The 21,694-nt window shown below is 43.9% G+C and carries 17 protein-coding genes and 1 pseudogene; 1 reads left to right on the forward strand and 17 read right to left on the reverse strand.

From position 1 onward, the window contains the following. Window positions 1-9 precede the first annotated feature (9 nt). Genes KHN79_RS18695 through KHN79_RS18725 form a run of 7 tightly spaced genes read right to left on the reverse strand, consistent with a single transcriptional unit; the run spans window position 10 to window position 6,066 of the window. Window positions 10-363 carry a RidA family protein gene (locus tag KHN79_RS18695; RefSeq protein ID WP_182009197.1) on the reverse strand — a complete coding sequence of 118 codons (354 nt, stop codon included), beginning with the start codon at window positions 361-363 and terminating at the stop codon, window positions 10-12. Continuing rightward, the gene (locus KHN79_RS18700; RefSeq protein ID WP_182009196.1) at window positions 320-1,795 is read right to left on the reverse strand and encodes an FAD-dependent oxidoreductase; all 1,476 of its coding nucleotides are present in this window, start codon (window positions 1,793-1,795) and stop codon (window positions 320-322) included. The genes KHN79_RS18695 and KHN79_RS18700 overlap by 44 nt, the downstream gene beginning before the upstream one ends. An 11-nt stretch (window positions 1,796-1,806) precedes the next feature. Beyond that, a complete protein-coding gene (locus KHN79_RS18705; RefSeq protein WP_182009195.1) occupies window positions 1,807-2,106 on the reverse strand; it encodes a (2Fe-2S)-binding protein in 300 nt (99 codons plus the stop codon). Next, on the reverse strand, window positions 2,090-3,187 hold the full coding sequence (locus tag KHN79_RS18710; RefSeq protein WP_182009194.1) for an FAD-dependent oxidoreductase: 1,098 nt from the start codon (window positions 3,185-3,187) through the stop codon (window positions 2,090-2,092). The genes KHN79_RS18705 and KHN79_RS18710 overlap by 17 nt, the downstream gene beginning before the upstream one ends. A 55-nt stretch (window positions 3,188-3,242) precedes the next feature. Next, the gene (gene dctP, locus KHN79_RS18715) at window positions 3,243-4,268 is read right to left on the reverse strand and encodes a TRAP transporter substrate-binding protein DctP (protein ID WP_182009193.1); all 1,026 of its coding nucleotides are present in this window, start codon (window positions 4,266-4,268) and stop codon (window positions 3,243-3,245) included. 13 nt (window positions 4,269-4,281) lie between these two features. Next, window positions 4,282-5,580 carry a TRAP transporter large permease gene (locus KHN79_RS18720; RefSeq protein WP_182009192.1) on the reverse strand — a complete coding sequence of 433 codons (1,299 nt, stop codon included), beginning with the start codon at window positions 5,578-5,580 and terminating at the stop codon, window positions 4,282-4,284. A 3-nt stretch (window positions 5,581-5,583) separates the two neighbouring features. Beyond that, window positions 5,584-6,066 carry a TRAP transporter small permease subunit gene (locus KHN79_RS18725; protein WP_182009191.1) on the reverse strand — a complete coding sequence of 161 codons (483 nt, stop codon included), beginning with the start codon at window positions 6,064-6,066 and terminating at the stop codon, window positions 5,584-5,586. Window positions 6,067-6,178: 112 nt separating this feature from the next. On the opposite strand from KHN79_RS18725, the gene KHN79_RS18730 reads away from it, so the two are divergent. Continuing rightward, the gene (locus tag KHN79_RS18730; protein ID WP_182009190.1) at window positions 6,179-7,093 is read left to right on the forward strand and encodes a LysR family transcriptional regulator; all 915 of its coding nucleotides are present in this window, start codon (window positions 6,179-6,181) and stop codon (window positions 7,091-7,093) included. Window positions 7,094-7,169: 76 nt separating this feature from the next. Here KHN79_RS18730 and KHN79_RS18735 read toward each other — a convergent pair. The 10 genes and pseudogenes from KHN79_RS18735 to KHN79_RS18780 all read right to left on the reverse strand — a co-directional run bounded on the left by KHN79_RS18735 (window position 7,170) and on the right by KHN79_RS18780 (window position 21,688). Next, window positions 7,170-10,227 (reverse strand): annotated as a pseudogene (locus tag KHN79_RS18735) (SMC family ATPase). Window positions 10,228-10,236: 9 nt separating this feature from the next. After that, entirely contained in the window at window positions 10,237-11,370 is a 1,134-nt protein-coding gene (locus tag KHN79_RS18740; RefSeq protein ID WP_182009188.1) for an exonuclease SbcCD subunit D, read from the reverse strand. A gap of 127 nt (window positions 11,371-11,497) precedes the next feature. Further along, window positions 11,498-12,331 carry a transhydrogenase beta subunit gene (locus KHN79_RS18745; protein ID WP_182009187.1) on the reverse strand — a complete coding sequence of 278 codons (834 nt, stop codon included), beginning with the start codon at window positions 12,329-12,331 and terminating at the stop codon, window positions 11,498-11,500. Between the two features lie 101 nt (window positions 12,332-12,432). Continuing rightward, window positions 12,433-14,268, reverse strand: coding sequence for a type VI secretion system tip protein TssI/VgrG (gene tssI, locus KHN79_RS18750; protein WP_182009186.1), 1,836 nt, complete (start codon window positions 14,266-14,268; stop codon window positions 12,433-12,435). Between the two features lie 105 nt (window positions 14,269-14,373). Continuing rightward, window positions 14,374-14,853 (reverse strand): type VI secretion system tube protein Hcp, encoded by a 480-nt coding sequence (locus KHN79_RS18755; protein ID WP_182009185.1) that lies wholly within the window; start codon window positions 14,851-14,853, stop codon window positions 14,374-14,376. Window positions 14,854-15,060: 207 nt separating this feature from the next. Continuing rightward, window positions 15,061-17,628, reverse strand: coding sequence for a type VI secretion system ATPase TssH (tssH, locus tag KHN79_RS18760; protein ID WP_182009184.1), 2,568 nt, complete (start codon window positions 17,626-17,628; stop codon window positions 15,061-15,063). A 10-nt stretch (window positions 17,629-17,638) separates the two neighbouring features. Next, complete coding sequence (tssG, locus tag KHN79_RS18765; RefSeq protein WP_182009183.1) at window positions 17,639-18,604, reverse strand: type VI secretion system baseplate subunit TssG; 966 nt, start codon at window positions 18,602-18,604, stop codon at window positions 17,639-17,641. Further along, window positions 18,601-20,421, reverse strand: a complete 1,821-nt coding sequence (gene tssF / locus KHN79_RS18770) for a type VI secretion system baseplate subunit TssF (protein ID WP_182009182.1) — start codon at window positions 20,419-20,421, stop codon at window positions 18,601-18,603. The genes tssG and tssF overlap by 4 nt, the downstream gene beginning before the upstream one ends. Next, a complete protein-coding gene (gene tssE / locus KHN79_RS18775) occupies window positions 20,418-20,882 on the reverse strand; it encodes a type VI secretion system baseplate subunit TssE (protein ID WP_182009181.1) in 465 nt (154 codons plus the stop codon). Before tssE ends, tssF begins: the two co-directional genes overlap by 4 nt. An 8-nt stretch (window positions 20,883-20,890) precedes the next feature. Further along, window positions 20,891-21,688 (reverse strand): type VI secretion system accessory protein TagJ, encoded by a 798-nt coding sequence (locus KHN79_RS18780; RefSeq protein ID WP_182009180.1) that lies wholly within the window; start codon window positions 21,686-21,688, stop codon window positions 20,891-20,893. Window positions 21,689-21,694 lie beyond the last annotated feature (6 nt).

Raw genomic sequence — 21,694 nt, forward strand, 5'->3', positions numbered from 1 at the left:
GAAAGAAAACTACTTTTTCAGCACAGCGGTAACAATGAGTTCGACTTTTAGCTCTGGGCTGGCTAGCTTTGCCTCACCACAGGCACGCGCCGGGGCATAACCTTCTTCAAACCACTGATCCCATACGCCGTTCATTTCATCAAAGTCTTTTATATCAGCCAACCACACAGTGGTCTGCAGCACGTGCTTGCGATCACTACCTGCTTCTATAAGCAGGTTCTCTACTCGATTCAGTGCTTCTTCCGTTTGTTCAGCAACGCTTGTGCCAGGAACACCAACTTGACCACATAAATAAACCGTATCATTGTGAATCACCACTTTACTCATGCGTTGATTGGTGTACAGTCTTTGGATGTCGCTCATTGTTTACTCCTTCACTTTTGTATTTTTGCATAAATGATTTATTTGCTGGTGTTAGGCTCGCGAGTTCACCCAGTTTTAACGGTTTTATCGGATTACGTAAACGGTAATATCCCACCTCTTCCATCGATACACCAGTTTTATTACTTATAATATGAGCGACTGTCGTACCACAGTATCGACCTTGACATGGTCCCATTCCACAACGGGTAAACGCTTTTATTTGGTTGATCCCATTCGCCCCGGCGGCAGCATGTTCTCGGATTTGTCCGGCAGTGACTTCTTCACAGCGACATACGATGGTTTTATCGGATGGTGACAAAGCTTGCTTCGGCGGCGAATATAATGTGTCTAATAATGGGCGTACAGCCAACTCCCTTTTGATTAATTTTTTAAGAGCAGCGCTCTCATGACCTTCTGTCTGGTTATCACCAATATAGAGTGAATTAAGCACATTCACGGCAACCAACTCACCTTGAAGCTCTGCTACTAGTGCACCTCCGATGCCACCACTGTCTCCAGCAATGTAAACGCCTCGGCGACAGCTCATATAATTTGCGTCCAGCACTGGCTTCCAGCAAACTTGCAATTCATCCCAGTAATGATCTAACCCCATCGCTCTGGTGAGTTGCACGTTAGGAATGACACCAATATGTGCCAATACGGTTTCCGTCTCTAACGATATCGACTTGTTACCTGATTGAAATTTGAGGCGGTTTACACAGTCAGTTCCCTCGGCCTCAATGTGAGTTGTTCCTGTGTAGTGTTTTATTCCAGCTTTACGTAACTTCGCTAAAAGACCAAGGCCTTTAATTAGATACTTACGCCCTTTCCAAGCGTTTGAGGCATAACGGATTGCTTTCATGTAGCTGTCTGATTGCTGCGTGTCTACAATCGCCTTGGGTGGTGACCCAGCCTCAACCATCTGCGCAGCCAGTAGGTAAAGCAGTGGCCCCGTTCCGACCATAACCGCCTGTTTTGGTACCAGCCCTGATGTTTTCATCATGATTTGACAAGCTCCTGCGGTCATCACACCAGGTAATGTCCAGCCAGGAAACGGAAAAGAGCGCTCTATAGCCCCAGTAGCAATAATGATTTGTTTGGCAACAATCTTTTGTGCTTTACCATGTTGACTCAAATAAACAGTATTATTGTCATCAATACGCCACAATGTGGCCTCAGAGATATGAGTTATAGTAGCCTGATTAAACGCCTTAACAAGGGCAGAACCACGAAGATAATCCGGCCCAAAAACGTCTCCGTTTGGGTGACCATTTTCTCGTACCGCTCGATAAATTTGGCCACCCGGACGGGGTTGCTCATCAATCACAGAGACACTCGCTCCTGCCCTAGCACATCGCACAGCAGCTTTCATGCCCGCAGGGCCAGCCCCAATCACACATACATCAATCACAGTTTGCATTTCGACTTGCATGCTTTCTCCTGTTAAGCTCGCTGGCGGCTTATCTTCATGCCGTCTTCAATAATACTCATGCAGGCTTGAACATTCTGTTCGCCGTTGGCTTCTACACGACATTCAAAACAGCTACCCATCATGCAAAATGGTGCGCGTGGGGATCCTGATTGCGGCGTCTCACGAGTATGGTTCACATTCGACTCTAAAAGTGCCACAGCTATCGTGTCACCTTCGTATGCAGAATATTCTTTTCCTTCCCAGAAGAATCTAACGGACTTAGGCTTGGCACCCGAGTTCGCTATTCGTTGAAATTTAGAATCTGTCTTCACTGAATAACTCCAAATTTGGTGCATCAGCTGTTTGCTCTAGCCAATGAGGTAGTAAATACGAATGCGCCGCAGCTAACGTAATGCCACTGTGACAACTGACTAAGTAGGCCCCTGAGTTGGTTTTAGATTGCTGATAAATAGGCAAACCGTCCGGCGAAATAATTCGGATCGCTCCCCAGCTACGAACTAACTTGGTTTGTGCCAAAAACGGATAAACAGCGATTGCACGCTCTGCAATGGCAGCAGTCATGTCTACCGTGTCACTATCATCAAAGCCAGCGTTTTCTTTTGAGTCACCAATTTGGATGCCACCTTCGTCAACTTGACGAATAATGCCTGATGGTCGTTTCAGTGTTGGGGGCAATTTTTCAGTAATTAGTACCTGCCCTTTCTGTGGTGAGATTGGCGCAACAAACCCAAGCTTTGGCCCAAGCGTTGACGCTCCCAATCCCGCAGAAAGAATGACTTTATCACTTTGATACTGGGTACCATCATCAAGCGTCACCTGAAACTTACCGCTACTTTGTTTTATTACATCATTAACTGTCACGCCTGTAACCAGATTCGCACCGAGAACCTGAATCGCTTTGGTATAGGCTTTGAGCAGTTTTAGCGGGTTAACATGACCATCCTCGGGGCCAAAGATGGCACCAATCACATCTGGGCCTATGTAAGGGTCTTCTTTAATTAGCTGCTCTCTATTCCAAACCTCATAAGGATGGTCCGTACCCAACGCTTTTCTCAAACTCTCATATTGAGTGGCTTTAGCCATCATCTCTTTTTCAGAGAAATGAAAATCGTAGCCGCCTTGCTGTTGCAGGTTGAGGTCTTCACCTGTCGCTTGTTCTAATTCATCCGCCAACCCCCTCCATAAATTCACTGAGCGACGAGTCCAGGCTGCGTAATGCGGTGCATCTAAACCCTTGCTGGAGAGCCACACCAAGCCAAAGTTTCCACGCGATGCTCTATGTGCGCTGTCTCCACCGTCCAATACGGTAACTTTATGGCCAGCTTTTAGTAGTCCATAACTCACTGCGCAGCCCACGACACCGCCACCGACAACAATGTATTCCGGTTTCATAACATTCTCTTCAGACTGATTATTGGGGGCAGGCTTGCCCCCGGTTGCGTAACGCTTAATTCAGCGCTTTATCTAGGATTGGTTGGCTCCAGTCAGAACCGATATCGCTGATGATTTGAGGCCAAACTGTTTTACGGACTTTCTCAGCAGTTTTATTTAACTCTTCTGGCGTCACATCAATAATGGCTGCGCCTGCTTCAACCAACTTTTGCTCATTCGCTTTTTGATCGGCTTGCGCTGCAACCCAACGGCTAGACTCAAACTTCTCAGCAGCGGCTTTGAGTGCCTGTTGTTCATCGTCATCCAGATCGTTAAATCGCTCCGAGTTAATCATTAAGTACCAGATTTCAAAGTGCGTATTCAATGGAATGTACGACTTGGTCACATCACGGAATGACGCGTAGTAACCTTCAGCACCAGAACCTATCACACCATCGACTACCCCCGTTTGTACGGCAGTAAACGCTTCTGAAAATGGCAGTGGTGATCCGATGTAACCTACATTGTCAGCAAGCAACTGGAAGCTCTTAATTGGTGGTACGCGCAGCTTAATGCCTTTTGCTGAATCAGGATTACCCGCTTCTACTGCTTCACGGTTAAGAGAGATACCTCCAAAGTAAACTGGGTATGCTGCAAGAAGGGTTATATCTTGCTCCTTAAACAACTCTTCCATCGCCTCACGCACTGGCGCACCATTGCCGTAGACTTTTTCCGCCTCGTCCCAGTCATTTGCGAGGAATGGTAACAGGCCAATTTGCATTCTTCTGTCTGTCGATGTTGACGCAGGCTGTAATGCCATGTCAATTGCGCCAACCGAAATTCGCTCCTGAACGAGTGTATAATCACCCAGTGCGTTTGCAGCGTATATTTTGAGTTTTACATCACCGTCAGTAGCGCTTTTTAATTCACTACTTAACTGCTTGAGATCATTATCTACCACAGTGCCTTGCGGACGCACGTGACTAATTTTCAGAGTCGTTGCTTGAGCGGGTACTGCCGATAACGCCGCAGCAATTAATGATGCTACCACAGTGCATTTTTTCAGTGCTTTTGATGGTGTAAACATACTTGTTTTTTTCATAGGTAATTTCCTTTTAATAACCAAACACAGTAGGTAGGTACAGAGATAGATCTGACCAGAATGAAGTTAGGATTACGACTGGTAAATAGCCAAGCAAAATCAATAACATTGCTGGACCAACAACCTCGGCGAACTTAACGTTACCAATGCGCGCACCTAGATACAGAATTGAGGCGTATGGCGGTGTGACTCCACCCATCGCGGTATTCACGCCCATAATGGCCGCAAATTGAATTGGACTGATCCCAATCGCTGTCATTAGTGGTAATAGCAGTGGCGCGATAAGAATGATCGCTGTTAAGTCGTTCACCACCATACCAACTAAAAAGAGTAAAATATTAATGAAGAGAAGTAACAGAGCCTTATTTTCAGTTATGCCAAATATCGCCTCTACCAACTGTTGAGGAATGTCTTCCATCACAAACATCTGGCTCAAAATTAGGCTGAACAAAATCATAAACATGATTGAACCAACTGCCGTTGCAGACTCTTTTCCTGATTCAAGCAGTGTCTTCCAACTCAAACCTTTGTAGATCATAAAGCCAACTGGTATTGCATAAATTACTGCCACGGCAGCCGCCTCAGTTGGGGTCATAACACCGCCGTAGATACCGCCTAGAATAATCACTGGCATTAGTAACGCAGGAAACGCATTAACCGTTTTATTCGACGCTTGCTTAATGATTTCTGACATGCTTGGCTTATCATCTAACACCAACGGAAACTTACGTGACATGAACAAGTTAATTACCGCAAAGTTGAATGTAACCAGTAGTCCAGGTCCTAATGTTGCTAAGAAACAAGCAAGTATAGAGGTATCCGTTACCCAACCATAAACAATCATCGTCACGCTAGGTGGAATCAACAGCCCTAGAATAGAAGAGTTTGCAATCAATGCTGTCGCATACGCTCGAGGGTAGCCTCGCTTTTCCATTTCCGGAATCAGCAGAGGTCCGATTGCAGCCACGCCTGTCAGGCCACTACCTGAGATTGCGCCAATAATTGCACAGCTGACTGAAGCTACGACTCCTAAGCCACCACGAATATGACCAACAAATACGTTTACAAATCCGAGCAAACTTGCCGCGATACCGCTTCTGCTCATTATTGTGCCGGCTAGAACAAACAACGGAATCGCAAGCAAAACAGGATTCATTAATTGTCCTGCACCCCACATCATATTTCCCTTCATCGACATATCGCCGACAAAACTCATTACCATTAGTGCTCCGCCAAAACAGAACGGTAATGGCACTCCTAACGTTAGCAGCACGACTAAAACTGACACTGCTAACAGAGCTACTTCAACCATAATTTAAACCTTACTTATTGAGTAGGATGGAGACCTAAGTTGACGAACCAACTTAACGATATGTATTGCTATAAAGAGAGTGATCAAAAGTAATCCAATAAAAACAGAACACTCATGATAAAAAGTGGGTATATAAAGCGTTGGACTCTCTTTCCAAACTCGCCATGCGTATTTGGCATAATCCCATGCCCAGTAAGTTAACCAAGCCGAAATAACAAAACTGATCACTTCTCCAATCAGGGCAAGGATGGTATGTCCGCGCTCGGTCTTGATGAATATTTCCAGTACGTTTGCACGAATTTGTGTGTCTTCCCTAGACGCATTTACCGCACCAAGCATATATAGCCAGATGGTAGGGATCACCATTGACTCTTCTAGGCCCATAATTGGCACCTCAAAGATATATCGCGTGACTACCTGAACAAATTGCATTAAAGCAACAGAGCCTATCAGGCAAGTCAGCAGATATCTGAATTTTTGCTCCACTGCACATTTCCCTTTTGTTGTATTTGTAAACATGTCGTTAATTTACTGATGACATCCAATAAAAACAAATTTAAAATTTCTCTAAAGTCATAACATTTTCTTATAGGGTGACATGAGTAACATTTCGATCAAACAACTAGAAACATTCCGGACTGTCATGCGTTCGGGCTCGGTGACTGTGGCGGCCAAAACGCTTTGCCGAACACAGCCTGCAATCAGTGCTATGCTGGTTAGCCTTGAGAAAGAGCTTGGGTTTACGCTGTTTGAGCGGCACAAAGGAAGATTAATACCGAATCCGGAAGCGTATTTTTTGCTAGAAGAGACAGATGCGATCTTGGAACGATTATCTCGCTCAACCCAGCTAATGGCAGAAGTAAAGAACCTCACCAGAGGAAAACTACGGATTGCATGCATGCCTGCTAGTGCCCTCTTCTTTATGCCCCACTTGATCGCCGAGTTTGTAAAAGACAGGCCGGAAGTAGAAGTGTCTATGATGATGCGCAGCTCAACGATGGTACAAGATTGGATAGCATCGCAGCAGTATGATATTGGCTACTCGGAACTACCAAAAGAGCGTGACTCTTTCCACGTCCAGCCGATTCATCTCGAAGGGGTTTGTGCCATACATAAAGATAACCCTCTCGCTCAAAAGAAAATGATCACTCCAACAGATCTGGACAATTTCCCTTTGGCCACTCTGTTCGCCCGCCACTCCGTGAGCGAACATGTTCGGATGTTATTCGAGGAAAGAGAGGCCACTTACCGCCCCAGGTTTGAACTGCAAAATTACATTTCAGGGCTTGAGTTTGTTGAACAAAAATTGTGTGCTTGTATTTGTGATCCTATCAGCGCAGCCAGCTACAAGCTGTATAAGTCCGGACATGGCGATATTGTATTTCGACCGTTTGCACCCGCAGTGACTTTTGCTCACGCCATACTAACGCCAGCTCACAAGCCAATGTCTAAACTCGCAAAGGTGTTTGCGGAGCATATACGGCAAGGCGTAGATAAGTTCGTATCAATGTAACTTACCCGCCAAGAGCAACAGCTAGTTATGTCGTGCTGCAAACCCTGACGACTTGCAGCACAACATACCTTTATGATTAATTGATCAAAGCCAGTTGAGATTTAACCGACACGGTTGAGCCAACACGTGACGGTTCAACATCAATTCGTTGCGCCATCTGTTCTTTAAGCTCAGATACGTGAGAAATGACACCAATCGTCCGCCCCGTCTGCTGCAAATCGACAAGGGTTTGAATTGCCAGATCCAAAGACTCTGGGTCTAAGCTACCGAATCCTTCATCAATAAACAGCGTATCCAATCGAATACCACCGCTGTATGACTGCACGACATCAGACAATCCAAGCGCGAGCGCCAGTGCAGCCATGAACGACTCACCACCGGACAGCGTGGCAACATCTCGCATTTTGCCTGTGTAACCATCTTCAATCACGAGATCAAGGCCACGGCCAGCAGCCCCTTTAAATCCTTCCGTTTTACGCGCAAGAATATAACGGCCTTTACTCATCAAGCTCAGACGCTGAGACGATTGAATCAAGACATCGTCCAGTAGTACTCCGAGAACAAAACGATGCAAACTGATACGGCTACCGGTTTTACCACTGGCCACATCATAAAGCGTACCGAAGATTTTGTATTCGTCTTCTAGCTTGCTGTTCTTAGCGTGCAAGTTCTCGATATCGCTGCGTACCTTTTCGATACGCTCAAACATAGAACGAACGGAGTCGAGCTTATTTCGCGCATCTAAGTACAACTGCTGCTGAGTGTTTAAATCAGCGTTAATAATTTCTAGATTCGGTTTTTCTAGATCTTTTAGCGCTAATTTTAAGTCGTTAAGTGTTTGCTCCAACTTGATTTGAGTCTGTTTAAATTCGTCGATTTCTGACTGCCAAGCTTGTACGTCCTGGTCTGCTGCTTTGCTTTGTATGTAGCTCGCTTCATCATCAAACCGGCTATCATCCAACGCCTTCTGCCAGTTCTGTTGCGCCTGGCCGAGCTTTTGCTCTGACTCAGTTAACCATTGCTTGTTGGTCGCCAACTGACTTTCGATATTAGATTTCGACAACACAGTTTGTTGCAGTTGAGTTTGGGCACTCTCCAAATTGTCATTCAGGCGCTTAATTTGATCCTTAACCTGTGTAATCTCATTCTCAAGTATTGCTAGTGAGCTGTACTTAGGATCGAGATTTGCCACCAGCTTGTTTAACTGATCTTGATTTGCCTTGATCGTCGATTCATTCGCTGCCATCTGGTTTTTCAGTTCATTGATTTTACTCTCTCCAACAATACAACGTTGGTTAAGCTGCTCAACGTTCTTCTCTAACTCGGAGATATCAATGCCTGACAAACGCTGTAGCTTTTCATTGAGTGATTGCAGATCCGCTTGAATTTGCCCTACTTCAGCCATGGCCAAGTCACCAAGATCCGCCGCAAGTTCATCTAACTGTTTTTGATACTGGCGCGCAACAACATAATGCTGTTCAAGTTGGTTATTCAGCTGATTGTATGATGCTAGCGCATCTCGCTCCTGAGTACGCTCAACCTGCACTTGTTCTTTCGTTACCTCATCCTCAGTAAACTGCGCGGGATGAGGATGTTCGCAACTACCACAAACCGGGCACGCCTCACCAATTTCTAGCCTTTGAGCCAAAACTGCAGCTTGAGCGTTATGCCACTTAAGCTCTAGAAGGTCAGCTGACTGCTGCGCTTTAATATACAACTGATTGGCATGCTTAACCTGTTGTAGCTTGCCTGTCGTTAAAGCATCATGTTTCGCTAACTCTTGTCTCAAGCCCGCCAGTTTTTGGACATCTTGTAAAAGCCGCTGTTTTTGCTTAATTTCTGAATCAATACTTGGAACTAAAGCGACATCAACGCGCGCTTGTTCCAGTTCCTTTTGTCCACACAGGGCTTCATGAGTCAGTTTGTCTTTTAACGCAACATATTGCAGCAACTTAGCATCGTATTGCTGCTTATCCTGTAAACCGTTTGCTACCTTTGTTTCCAAGTCGACTTTTTCAATCAACTTCTCTTTCATTCCTTCAAGAGTAAATTGCGACTGAGTAAGCTGAGGAACTTGTTCAGCATTCTGCTTAGCGGTTTTCAACTCAACGTCTTTGGCAGCAACAACATTGGCAGCATCAGCTAAGTTCTGGCTTAGCGCAGTAACCTTTTGAGCTAGTTCTTTTGATTGACCCTGGGCATTCTGCAAGGCCACATACTGCAGCTCAATTTTACTTGCGCTCTTCGCTCTGTCTAATTGCCCCTGACGTGCATGTATCGCTGCCGTACTCTCTAAATGTAACTTTAACGATGCTTCAGCTTGCTCTCGGCGGGCAAACTCATTAGAAAGCGCCTCGGCTTTTTGTAACTCAGACTTGATTTGATTCAGCTTATCTAAAGATGCTTGTTCACTCTTTCTCTCAGCCTCAAGCTGCTCAGAAACGGCTTCTTTTTGCTGAAGCAGTTCCTCTTCCGAACTTACGCCAGCAACTTGTAAAGCACCACGGATCTGGTTATCGAACTCATTCTTCGCTTTACTGATTGCACTAGCTTTATCCTTAAGCGCATACTCAATTTTTTTTGTAGATATCTGTCTGGAATAACTGACCAAAAATCTCTTCACGCTCTTTCGAACTAGCAAGAAGTAAATCGCGAAACTTACCTTGCGGCAATACCATTACCTGGCGAAACTGAGTTTCCGTTAAACCAATAATATTGGTAATTTCGGTTTTAACCTGAGTGGTTTTACTGGTAATCAGTTTTTCGCTTTCACCTAATTCATAAAGTGAAGCGGTGTGTTTACGTACCGTCGTACCGTCACCACGAGCTTTCGGTGCTTCTTGTTCGGGTGAGCGGGTAACGCGATAAATCTTGCCATGTAATGAGAATTCTAACGTAATTTCTGTCGGCAGATCTGCCGCGGCCAAATCACATCGCATCTGGATGCCTTGGCGCTCGTTACCTGTGGTTTCACCATAGAGAGCGAAACAAATAGCGTCGAGAATGGATGTTTTTCCCGATCCCGTTGGGCCATTGATTAAGAACAGAGGATTATTGCCAAGCTTTTCAAATTCAATCGTTTCTGTTTTTGCAAAAGGACCAAAAGCTTGCATGGTAAGTTTAATAGGCTTCATTTTTGATCCTTATTGCTGTGACAATTGCTTGATAATATCGTTGACGGCTTGTTCTTGTTCTGTTGATAACTGACTGTCCTGAGCCTCGATAAAAAAGTCACGGAACATATCAATTTCACTACGAGCGAGTTTAGCTTGCGCCATTTCTTGTTCGACGCCAATCAGCATGCCAGGCTTCTCAAGGTGCAATACATTAGGGTAAACCGCGCGGAGTTTTTCCATCGGGTTTAAAATGGCGTGTTTATCTAAAAGGCGAACCAGAAGGTAGTCTTCATTTTTGGGATCTGTTTTTCCTTTCTCAATGATCGCTTCCAGCTCTCCCTCAATGATTCGCATCTCGTGTGGCGCAACCAGCTCAATGTGCTCCGCAGACGCAAAACCACCTTCGTTAATCTCCACCAGCGTGAACCCTTTCTTCTGATTTTGTTCGCCAAAGCTGTATTTCATCAATGAACCGGAGTATCGAATGTAATGTTCACCCTTCTTTTGCGGCTGGTGTAAATGGCCAAGCGCAACATAGTCAAAATTTAGGAAGTGCTCATGACTGACTCGATCTGAGCCGCCGATTGAAAGGGGACGCTCCGAATCAGACTCTATCGCACCATCAACAAAACAATGGCTGATGAGTACTTTCTTTTGTTCTGGCTGAAACTGTTCAGTAATTTTTTCCGCTAGAAGTTTGTGCGCTTCATCATGAGTAGAAACAGGTTCTTTAAAAACAAACCGAACTTGCTCTGGGTCGTTATATGGCATGCCGTAAAGAGCAACCTCCCCAGCAGATTTGGTCGTGATGACCACAGGCGAAAGCATATCGTCAAAATTACTAATGATATGTAAACCCGAGTTTTTCATCTGTTCAGAACCAAAACCTAAACGCTCTGCCCCGTCATGATTACCAGAGATTAGAATCATCGGTGTCTTTAATTCCGTGCAGATGCGCTTGACCACCCGATCGAGTAATTCAATGGCGACCGTTGGTGGTACAGAACGGTCATACACATCGCCGGCCACCACAACGGCATCAACTGGATTGTCTTCAATGTATTTGATCAGTTGATCGAGAACCGCTTGTTGATCGTCTAGTAATGAAACGTTGTGGAACTGTCTGCCTAGGTGCCAATCTGAGGTATGGATAAACTTCATTCGAATTCACTTTCTGCCATAAACATAGAGCAATCTGAACCTGAGGTCCGATTGAATTATTATGTTGCTAGGATATCGTGACTTCGTAAGCTTTTCATGTGGTTTGTACTATTTAAGCGACAAGTGGCTAATCAATGCTCCAACCAAAAATCGTACCTGCTACATATCCGCCGGGTTCAACGTCGAGTTGCAGAGCCTGGAAATCTGAGTTGGGTTGTAATTTTTGTTGGTGATATAGATTGATGGCCTTGAGTAGGCCATTGCAAGCCCCGAGAGCACCAATCTTGATGTCAGAAAAATGGTATTGGGTGTTGGCTGTTATCCACGGAGACAAACCATCCAAATGATGCAACCAAATAGGATCGTCGCTACCAAGGGTAAACGCTAAATCGCTTATCTCCTTACGACTGCTGATACCTAACTGTTTAACCACTTTTTCTACTGCGATATCCTGTTTTACCGAGTCTAAATCAATTAGCGCAGTTCCTAACCTCACCCCTGGAGAGTGTTCTGTACAGGCAGCTAAAATAAACGAATCATGAGAATTTACTGCATCCGTGTATTTTGTATTGAGAGCGAGAATCCAGACTGGCTTTGCCGCCTGAGCTTCTCGGTTAATCCTTGCCAACGACATGAGAAATGAAGGTTCTCCGTATGGATAGAGGTAAATCTCCAGGTCAGGATTTCTTCCTAATACAGCGAATAGCTCATATGTAAGATTCTTAAGCACTGAACGCTCAGATATAACAGGTAAAAGTACACACAGACAACCAGAAATACAGGCTTGCTTTAAGATCTCGCTGTGGTTTCTGATAAGCGTAAACAGATCGTTTACTTCAGCTTGTTCCGTATCGACTTCTTCGATTGCCTCTAAAATACTGTGTACGTCATCCGAAATTTCTGCGTTACTAAAATGCTGATTTTGTATAACACAGTATTCGGCTTGTATGGCAAGCGCCATTTAGCCTCCAATATGCACCGAAGGCACACCAACAACCATTTTCCCCCACTGAGATACAAAGTCTCAGGTTGACGTTGCAGGCTTACCTAAACCTATTATTTTTAGTTAAGAGATATTTTCCCGGCTTTAAGCGCAATCGCGCTTCCATTGATAGCGATTTTACTTCCTTTGATATTGATCTCGCCTGAACTGGACATTTGAATAGAAGCACTACCTACTTTAATTTCAATTGATTTACCGGCATTGATAGATAACGCTTTACCAATATCAATGGAATAGTTATTGCCGATTTTTGACGTCGAGTCCTTTCCTACCTCATGATTGACATTATTGGTCACTTTTTCTGCTTTGCTGTTATCAACCAGGATATCCACGCAATCTTCAACCCGCATCTGGAAGAGTTTTTCAGCATGGAGGTAAACATGCTCTTGCCCCGGTTCGTCATCAAAGCGTAACTCATTAAAATTCGCCTCTTCTTTTTGAACCGAGCGCGACTTAAAGCCACTTTGACTTCGTTTCTCTGGTAACTGATAAGGAGGTAGTTGACTTCCGTTGTAGAGAGCGCCCGTCACGATAGGTTGATCAGGGTCACCATTCACAAACTCAACGATAACCTCCTGACCGACTCTTGGGTGAAAAACAGCGCCCCAACCCTTACCTGCTACACTTTGAGCCACCCGGATCCAGCATGAGCTATCAGAATCATACTTCCCTGTACGATCCCAATGAAACTTGACCTTAATTCGCCCGTGTTCGTCTACATAGACTTCGCCTTCTTTATTACCGGTTACAATAGCTGTCTGTATTCCTTTAATTTGTGGTCTTGAATATTCGACTGTTGGACGTAAGACCGTTTTTGAATCAACACAGGAAAAACTAACTTTAAATCCTTGTGTAGCTGTTCCGCTTAATCCTACCTGATTAGACACTGAAGCGGATATATCAACAGACTGAAGTACGTACTCGTTCCCTACCCGGGAGGCATCTTCATGACTCCTGAACTTAAACAGTTTAGCAACAGAAAAGGTACGACACGTTGCCTCACCAGTACACAAGTAAGCATCTTGCTGCAACGACTCAATTGCCCGGGTACTTTTTTGATGATACTGGTCCAACGTTTCACTTTCGCCTAAGTATTCGAATTGCTCACTTGAAGGGACAGTAACTATATCACTTCTGCCCTCTGCCATGCTGGTTGGTAAAGACTCAGGTTTGAGCATGTCAAATCCAGACGTCTGGCGTTTTTTAGTCGTTAAAATTTGTCTTTCATGCCACAGAGAAATATAACTCGACTCGGCGGTGCCAGTACTGTAATCAACCAGATATTCAACCCCTTTGTCGTAGTAATCTATAGTATCGAAGATCTCTAATGTGTGTGAATCTTTAGTATGAGAAAATATGAAAGATAAACCCTCGTCGCAAAGCAGTCTTCGTATAAAATCAAAATCTGACTCTTCATACTGAACTTTATACGTGTACTTTGAATAAGAGTGTTTGATATCGAATTTATAATCAACACCATGCTCTGTCAGAATATCAGATATGATGTCTTTCACATCTTTGCTTTGAAATATCCGACAATTTTTCCTGTAATTCGCAAAACATAATTTAGGTTCTATAACTAAACTGATATATTTATATTTATTCCCGTCATCATGAAGTACGATTCGGTTACCTTCTAAAACTGCCTGGGATACAACGCCATTAATATATCTTGCGTTAGAATTAATTTTCTCATCATTTTTAATGACAACTGTTACTTCTTTTCCAAGCAATTCGTTTAGTTCATTATTCTGTTCGTTAAAATACGCTTTAGCACGTAATGAAAAAAGTTTGGAAATTCCATCTTTATAATCAAAAGAAGTAAGGATAACTACGTCTTTACCTAGGGGTGATTTTATGCTTATAAAATTATTATCTTGAGTTGCTTTTTTCATTAGATACTAGGGTCTGTTGACCTTTTGCGGTTAAGTTTTGTTTGGGTTAAAAGCGTTTTACTCTTTATTGAAAAATGCGGAGGAACAAAATCCTCCGCACAATGTTTACATTTGCTGACCTTTAACGCCACTATATCCGTATACCAACGGAGCAGAAGTGTTGTTCTTGTCGTCGGTAGGAGTCACAGTCATCATCATTTCAGTGTATGAAATAGTGATAGTTTCTACAGGACGATCATCTTGAATAGAAACAGAATAATTTGAAATCATCGCATCCGTAAGCTCGATCTTCATGATTTCTTCAACTTTTTCACCCTGCTTAGTGATGTGGAATACTGCTGGCTTCCCTTTACCAATCGTTGCTTCCTTGAATAGGTCCGGAGATGCACGATCCTGTAGCTTAGTGATAGTCAAATCATACAAACGAGTCGCGCTCGCTTCACGATCCATTGCAGTACCAGTGTATGATGAAATCTCACGACCAACACTCCAATCTACAGATAGTAGTGTAATTAAATCCTTATACTGCTCAGCTGTAGCCTCACCTTTAATATCAGCGTATTTTAGATACGTATTAGCCTGCATGCAAATCTCCTATCGCATTTTAATTCGAACATGATTAAGTAAATAAATTATCCATAAATATATGATAATTAATGATTAATGTATCAAAAAAGTAATTTCAAATACGTCCTTTTATATCGCTTACCTTGCATTTACTTAAGTGATTTATTCAGCTCATTGCATTTATTACGAACCAACTCTCAAATATAAGTAAATGAGTAAAATTTGTTACGAAATCGATACTTCTAAATTATCTTCGATAACGCTTACTTTTATCTTATCAAATGCCTTACCAATAAGAATTTTGCTCAATATTTCATGCGAAATTTTAGGTAGCAGTTTATTTTCAATCGTAGTTTGAATGACACGAGCACCACTTCCGGACTCGTCACTATTTGTAACAATATCATTTATTAGTTGTTCATCAAAAATCAACTCTGCCACGTAATTATTACGTATACGATTAGAGACTTTATTTAACTTAATTTTTGTTATTTCGCTTAAAGTGTCTTTATTTAAAGGCAAATAAGGTAATACATTCACCCTGCCTAAAAATGCGGGCTTAAAATCTATTAACAGGTCGTCGCGTAGCGCATCTTTTAACGTCTCAGGCTCGGGAGCCAAATCTGGATCTGAGTACAGTGACATGGTTGTTTCAGTCCCGGTATTTGCAGTCATGATAATAATGGTATTTTTAAAATCTATATCCCTGCCTTCACCATCCTTTACCGAGCCTTTATCAAATATTTGATAAAAAATATCTTGTACGCCAGGATGTGCTTTTTCCATCTCATCCAACAGAATCACACTATAGGGTTTGCGACGTACCGCCTCAGTTAAAACACCTCCCTCCCCGTAGCCGACGTAACCGGGAGGAGAACCGAGAAGTAAAGATACCTTATGCTCTTCTTTATATTCAGACATGTTGATAACGGTTACGTTATCCTCACTACCGTAAACTTTTTCCGCAATTGTAAGCGCAGTCTCTGTTTTGCCGACCCCGCTCGGACCAGTTAGCAAGAACACACCATTTGGCTTAGTCTCATCAGTAAGTTGCGCACTTGCTGTTTTAATCACTTCTGACATGACAGTTAAAGCATGATCTTGTCCCACGACTCTTTTGCACAAACTTTCTTTTAAGCTGAGAATTGCCTCAATTTCATCATCTTGTAGTTTACCTAAGGGAATACCTGTCCAGTCAGAGATGACTTCTGCAACCAGCGCCTCATTAACATGCGAGAAAACCAAAGGTTGAGCGTTTTCTGCCAGGTTCGATTCTAATTCACGCAGTCTTGTTTTGTCGCATGATAGATTGTCTTCCATTACTTTCATTCTCAACTGTTTCGCTTCAGAAACCCATTGCTTTTCCTGGTCCCAAATCGATTCCAGTTCACTTACCTCAGTCGACAGAGCATCAATCTTTTGTTTTAGCTCTTGCAGCTTCTCATCATGCGCTTCTCCTAACTGCGACTCTTTTAACAACTGACGGCGTTCGGCCTCCTTTATCTGAAGCAATTTCTTTTTACTATCTAATGCACCCGGTGTCGTGGACTGGCTTAATGCCACACGGGAACAAGCCGTATCTAAAACTGATACTGCTTTATCAGGTAGTTGTCGTCCATTTATATAGCGTGAAGACAGCTGAACCGCGGCATTAAGTGCGTGACTGGTGATATAAACACCATGGTGATCTCCCATTGCATCAACTAAGCCCCGAAGCATGTCTGTGGCAAGCTCAGGTGTCGGTTCATCAACTTTTACTACCTGAAAACGTCTGGTTAACGCTGCGTCTTTCTCAAAATACTTTTTATATTCAGCCCATGTAGTAGCGGCTATAGTTCGGAGCTCGCCTCTCGCTAAAGCAGGTTTGAGTATGTTCGCCGCGTCACCTTGCCCCGCCTGTCCACCCCCACCAATAAGGCCATGGGCTTCATCGATAAACAGAATAATTGGAGTAGGCGACTGGTTAACTTCCCGGATTAGACTTTTGAGCCGGTTTTCAAACTCACCTTTCATGCCCGCCCCTGCTTGTAACAATGCAAGGTCGAGCGATTTGATTGAAACATTCTGTAGTGCGGGCGGAACATCAGAATCTACAATTTTTTGTGCCAGCCCCTCTACCACTGCGGTTTTGCCTACTCCGGCTTCACCGGTTAAGATTGGATTGTTTTGACGACGACGCAAAAGAATGTCAATCATTAAACGAATTTCATTATCCCTGCCTATTACCGGATCAACTTTCCCAGCTCTCGCTTGCTCCGTGAGATCCGTAGTAAACTGATTTAAAGACGAGTTTGTGTTACCTGATGTGTCAGATGAGCGAGTTTGTTCTTCATTGAAGCTCTCTCTCACAGAAGCCAGACGAGCCGGGTCGATTTTATCTAGCTCCGGGCTTAGCGTGCTCATCATGTTAACCAGAGTGTCATCTGAGAGATAAGCGTACAACAAGTGAATACAGTCGACTTGTTCCCGTTTAAATTCTAATGTCGCGCTCATTAATGCTCTTTGCATAATAGAAACAGTATGAGCAGAAAGTCCCGGAACGGTCTGGCATCCGGTTTTATACTTTTCAAGCTGAGCCTGAAGCTGCTCTTCTACTTTGCCCTTATCAATATCAAAAATTTTGAAAACCTCAGCGAAAATACACATTGGGTGTTGGACCATAGTAATCAGCCAATGTGTGAGTTCAATGCTGTGGTGAGTGCGAGAACTCGCCATCGCTGCCGCCTGCTCAAGCGTTTCCTTTGCTTGGGAGGATAACCTGTCAACCAATGCTGAAAGTGATAGTGAAGCCATTCTATTTCCTTTAGAGAGTTATTGTTATTTCGCGATCTTCTGTCCGCTCATGCCTTTGTAAAACTGAACCGATGCCTAACTGGCCGTGTTGCTTCGATAATCTGACTAACGGGAGTAAACTGTACTTAGTCGTCATTTTCCATTTCACTTCCTTATGGACCCCCATGAACTCTAAGGCTGTGTTTTTGATTACGCTCAGACTAAATTCGTTGCCAAGCAGTTTTTCTACCTGATTCTTTTGTTTTGGAAGAAACTCAAACGTCACCTCTGCGTTAATATTCCATGCTTTTGCACCAATTGATGCGCTCTCCCCTAGTTTTGCATGCTGGCCTTCAGGAGAATTTTTACATGCTAAGCGGGTTTGTTCTTGTTCGGGTAAATGTATCCACTGACCTTGTAATTCATGAATCCGAACGTCACAGCCAGAAAGACATTCCAGAATATTCTTTAATCCGCCTTTACTTCTTACAGGCGATGCATACAGGCCACTGTAGTGCAAAGAGAGAGCGCTTAACTGGCCGGTTAACGCCTCAATACCGTTGATAAGAGGCGAACGCCTGTCCCTCACATGGGAGCGCGCCTGAACGAGCAGTTGGCTCAACTGCCAACTCCGGTAATACAAAGAAAGAAGTCGATGGTTAAAAATGTTATAGAAGTCAACCATCGCTGTATCACCAGCCTTTTGGCGCTGCAATGCCAGTTCACTGTAATGATGAGGCATTACACCATGCTCACCCGTCAATCCGATCAAGTTGGACAGAAGTGACAGCTTGTCATTATCCATCGGCCTGACTGCCAACAATTGCGCGTACTCATACCCGAGAGACGGACTGGTTTTGAGATTAATTTTTTCATGCTTAGGCAGAGCATCACTCCCGATTAAGGATTCGGCTCTTAATGACACCTCTTCAATAGTATGAATAGCCTCAAACAGCGAGAGGCTGGTCAGCTCGTTATAAAAATCATCTGAATTCAAAGCAATACCTTGTTACCTAATAACGCAGGCCAGATATGAAAGGTAGATCCCGTCGATTTGAGTTTCACCTCAAGCTGGGTGTAAATATTGATTTCTGCATACTGAGAAAAGTAAACAGAAAGAACACTTCCCAAAAGAAATATCTGCTCTTGCGGTAATACTTGGTCAGAGACGGTCAGTATGACCTTTACGCCGTTCGCGAACCCGACTTTGCCTTTCTGACTCACTCTCCCCGTCGTTTGCACAAACTCTAATCGTACTAAAGCATCTGTAATGGCATTGATTTCACTTGTCCCTGAAAATGCGTAAAGGCTTAATACCTCCTTTAATGTTTGCAGACCATTTCCCTGTGTGAAGTGATTTAATGTTAACAGCTTGGTAAGTTGCCAGCGCGTACTCTCATCCATTTCCGGTCTGAGTGTGTCTGATAACGGAACCACGCAACGGACCGAATTAAAGTTGTGTAAATTAGCCAGACTGACATTGGGTAATCCTCCACCGTAAGGTATCTGCGATGGCAAATTCCGGTTACAACATTCTGCTTCCACATTCATGACCCAACTGGCCCGACTCTCTGAATCAGGTATCAGATTATTTTTATCGACAAGTGACATATAGATTTCCCGGCCAGGTTCATCATAACCACCAGCCCAGTTTGTATCCTCACGCCTCATCAACCAGTAAAATCCACTCGTGCTTGTGTGGCCCGTGTGTTCACCGGCATGGTAGCAAGGCAGGTTTTCGTAGGCCTTGGTCCTGCTGGCCAGCTTCACCTCCGAGACAGAAACTACTTCACAACTCTCAGCTTCACGATACTGGGGGGTGAGAAGGTATTCATAATCTAAAGACGAAAGTCGCTTAGGCTCCATCTTCGCCCTGAATAAATTCACAATCGGTACACAGCCAAGTAATACACTTTCTTCATCAACTTGCTTTGGCAGCCATTCATCACTGTCGTTAAAGTAAAACCGGACTTCAACCCGGTCTTCAATGACTTGTTGACTAAGCGCTAACTCAGTCAGGTCAAAAAACATAAATTTCTCAGGAAAATGTAAGTATTCAACCAGCAGCCTCGCCCCGCTAAATGTTCTCTTGCTATAAGGAACGACGATACTGTCATCGTCAAAACCTGCGGCTTTCAGCTGACTTTTGTTTACGGATTGTACTTCCTTACCATCGACGCAAAGCGATATTCCTATGAGGCTTTTAAATAGCAGCTGATACAATTTCAGGGTTAAACGTGTTTGTCCGTTCAGGTAAAACCTCAGTTGGTCAATTCCTAAAGCGGGCAGAGAAAGTCCTTTTTGATCAGCTCTTATTTGTAACTTCAATACCGCGTTAGCATCTGCATCCCACCTTGAGCCTACAGATTTGAAAGGGGCATTTTCAAACGTGGATGCCGTTACGTTTATCGGACACATTGTTATCGGGTAGCATGTTTTAAAATCACAATCCGAATAACCCGGAGCACCCACCAGAACCCGCTCGCCTTGTGAGATGTCAATTGCACTCTTGGTTGAATCAGAACAATTCAGCTTGATAACCGACATTGAAGGAATAGGAGCATGAAAATCAGGATACAATTGCCCCATCAGTGATTCTGTAAACTGAGGATAACTGTTGTCCAGACTTTGCCTGATTTTCGCTGTCATAAAAGCACAGCCCTCAAGCAATCTCTCTACATGAGGATCTTCAATCCGCTCTTCACTGATTCGAAGCCGTGCGGCGATTTTCGGGTATTGCTCACCAAATTCCTGCCCTTTATGGCGTAAGTAAGCCAACTCTCGATTGTAATACTTAAGAAACTCGTCGCTCATTTTGCCCTACTCAGTTTTACGCACAAGTTGACGGGCTCAATATCTGAATTGAACCTGACTTCATGAATATCTTTATCAATTAAGCAAGTTGCACTGATTTCCAGCCTCAGGGTCCGGTCAATGGTATTTGTCGTATCTGAAATTCTGACTCTCGGGTTCGTCAGTCGCGGCTCAAAGTTCTTAATCGCGCGATGTACTGTCGTACACAAACGCTTCTGACCTTCCTTGCTGCTATAAGGCATGGAAGAAAAATCTGGCAAGCCATAACTAGGGATTGAATCCCTAAGCTCAGGAAGGTCGACATCTAGCTCTTCCCAGCCGATACGACTATTCAGCATTGACTCCAGATCCCTCAATAAGCCCCCGAGCAAATCTGCCCTGCTGGCAGGAAAGTCTCTTTCGTCTTTCGTGGAAGGATCGCTGTCAATGAGCTTATCCAACAGTGAACTCATTAATGCCATCGTTGTATCTAAGCCAACTCTTTAGTCACAGCGAGGGTATGAATATCGAACAGTGGTAATGCCATTTCACCAACCAGCCAGCATTTTTGCCCGAGCCCTGAATAAACATCTTCACTGCCGAGCTGCCTCCAGTCAGTTTCACGCCCTAACTTTTGAGCATCGGTTTTTGAATCAATGTAAGTAAGTGGCATATGTCCTTCACCCTCACCTAAACCATCGATATCGAACTCTACTGGTCGCCAAATACTTTCCAACAGTGATTTTGCCGGCTTCATTTCTAAGTAGTTAACATCAGCGAGGGGAACTAAGAAGTAATTTCCTGCCGAAGAAAACAGTTCAATATAGCCCTCCAGTCGGTCATCAATGTCTCTTACATCTGAGTAAACCGTTTCATTAACTGCGAACCCTTTGACAGCCCGCGAATTTTCCAGGCTTTGAGCGTGCTGAGACGCCAGATTAAAATCATTGTTAGTCATAGCCAGATTAAGAGCGACCAGAGATTTCATCGAATCTTCACTGCTTCCCAACACTGTCGCGGTCGCAGCTCCCAATGCAAAATCTTTCCTTGCTTGTGCTGCTTTAACCAGGTGACGTAACTGACTCGCGCCCGCGATGTATTCAGGGTAGAGCTTTATAGATTGCATTAACTGGTCATCTGCACGTTCAAAATCACCGGAGATACAAAGCAGTTCAATAAAGGAACTTCTTAATCCTGCATCTTTGGGAGATGATTTTATATCCTTAATGATTAGGTCCAGAGAAGTTTGTAAATGCCCTTGTGACAGCGCATCTTTCCATTGGGTCATCGTTAT

Origin of the sequence: Vibrio sp. B1FLJ16 (assembly GCF_905175385.1) — a bacterium.
Classification (GTDB): domain Bacteria; phylum Pseudomonadota; class Gammaproteobacteria; order Enterobacterales; family Vibrionaceae; genus Vibrio.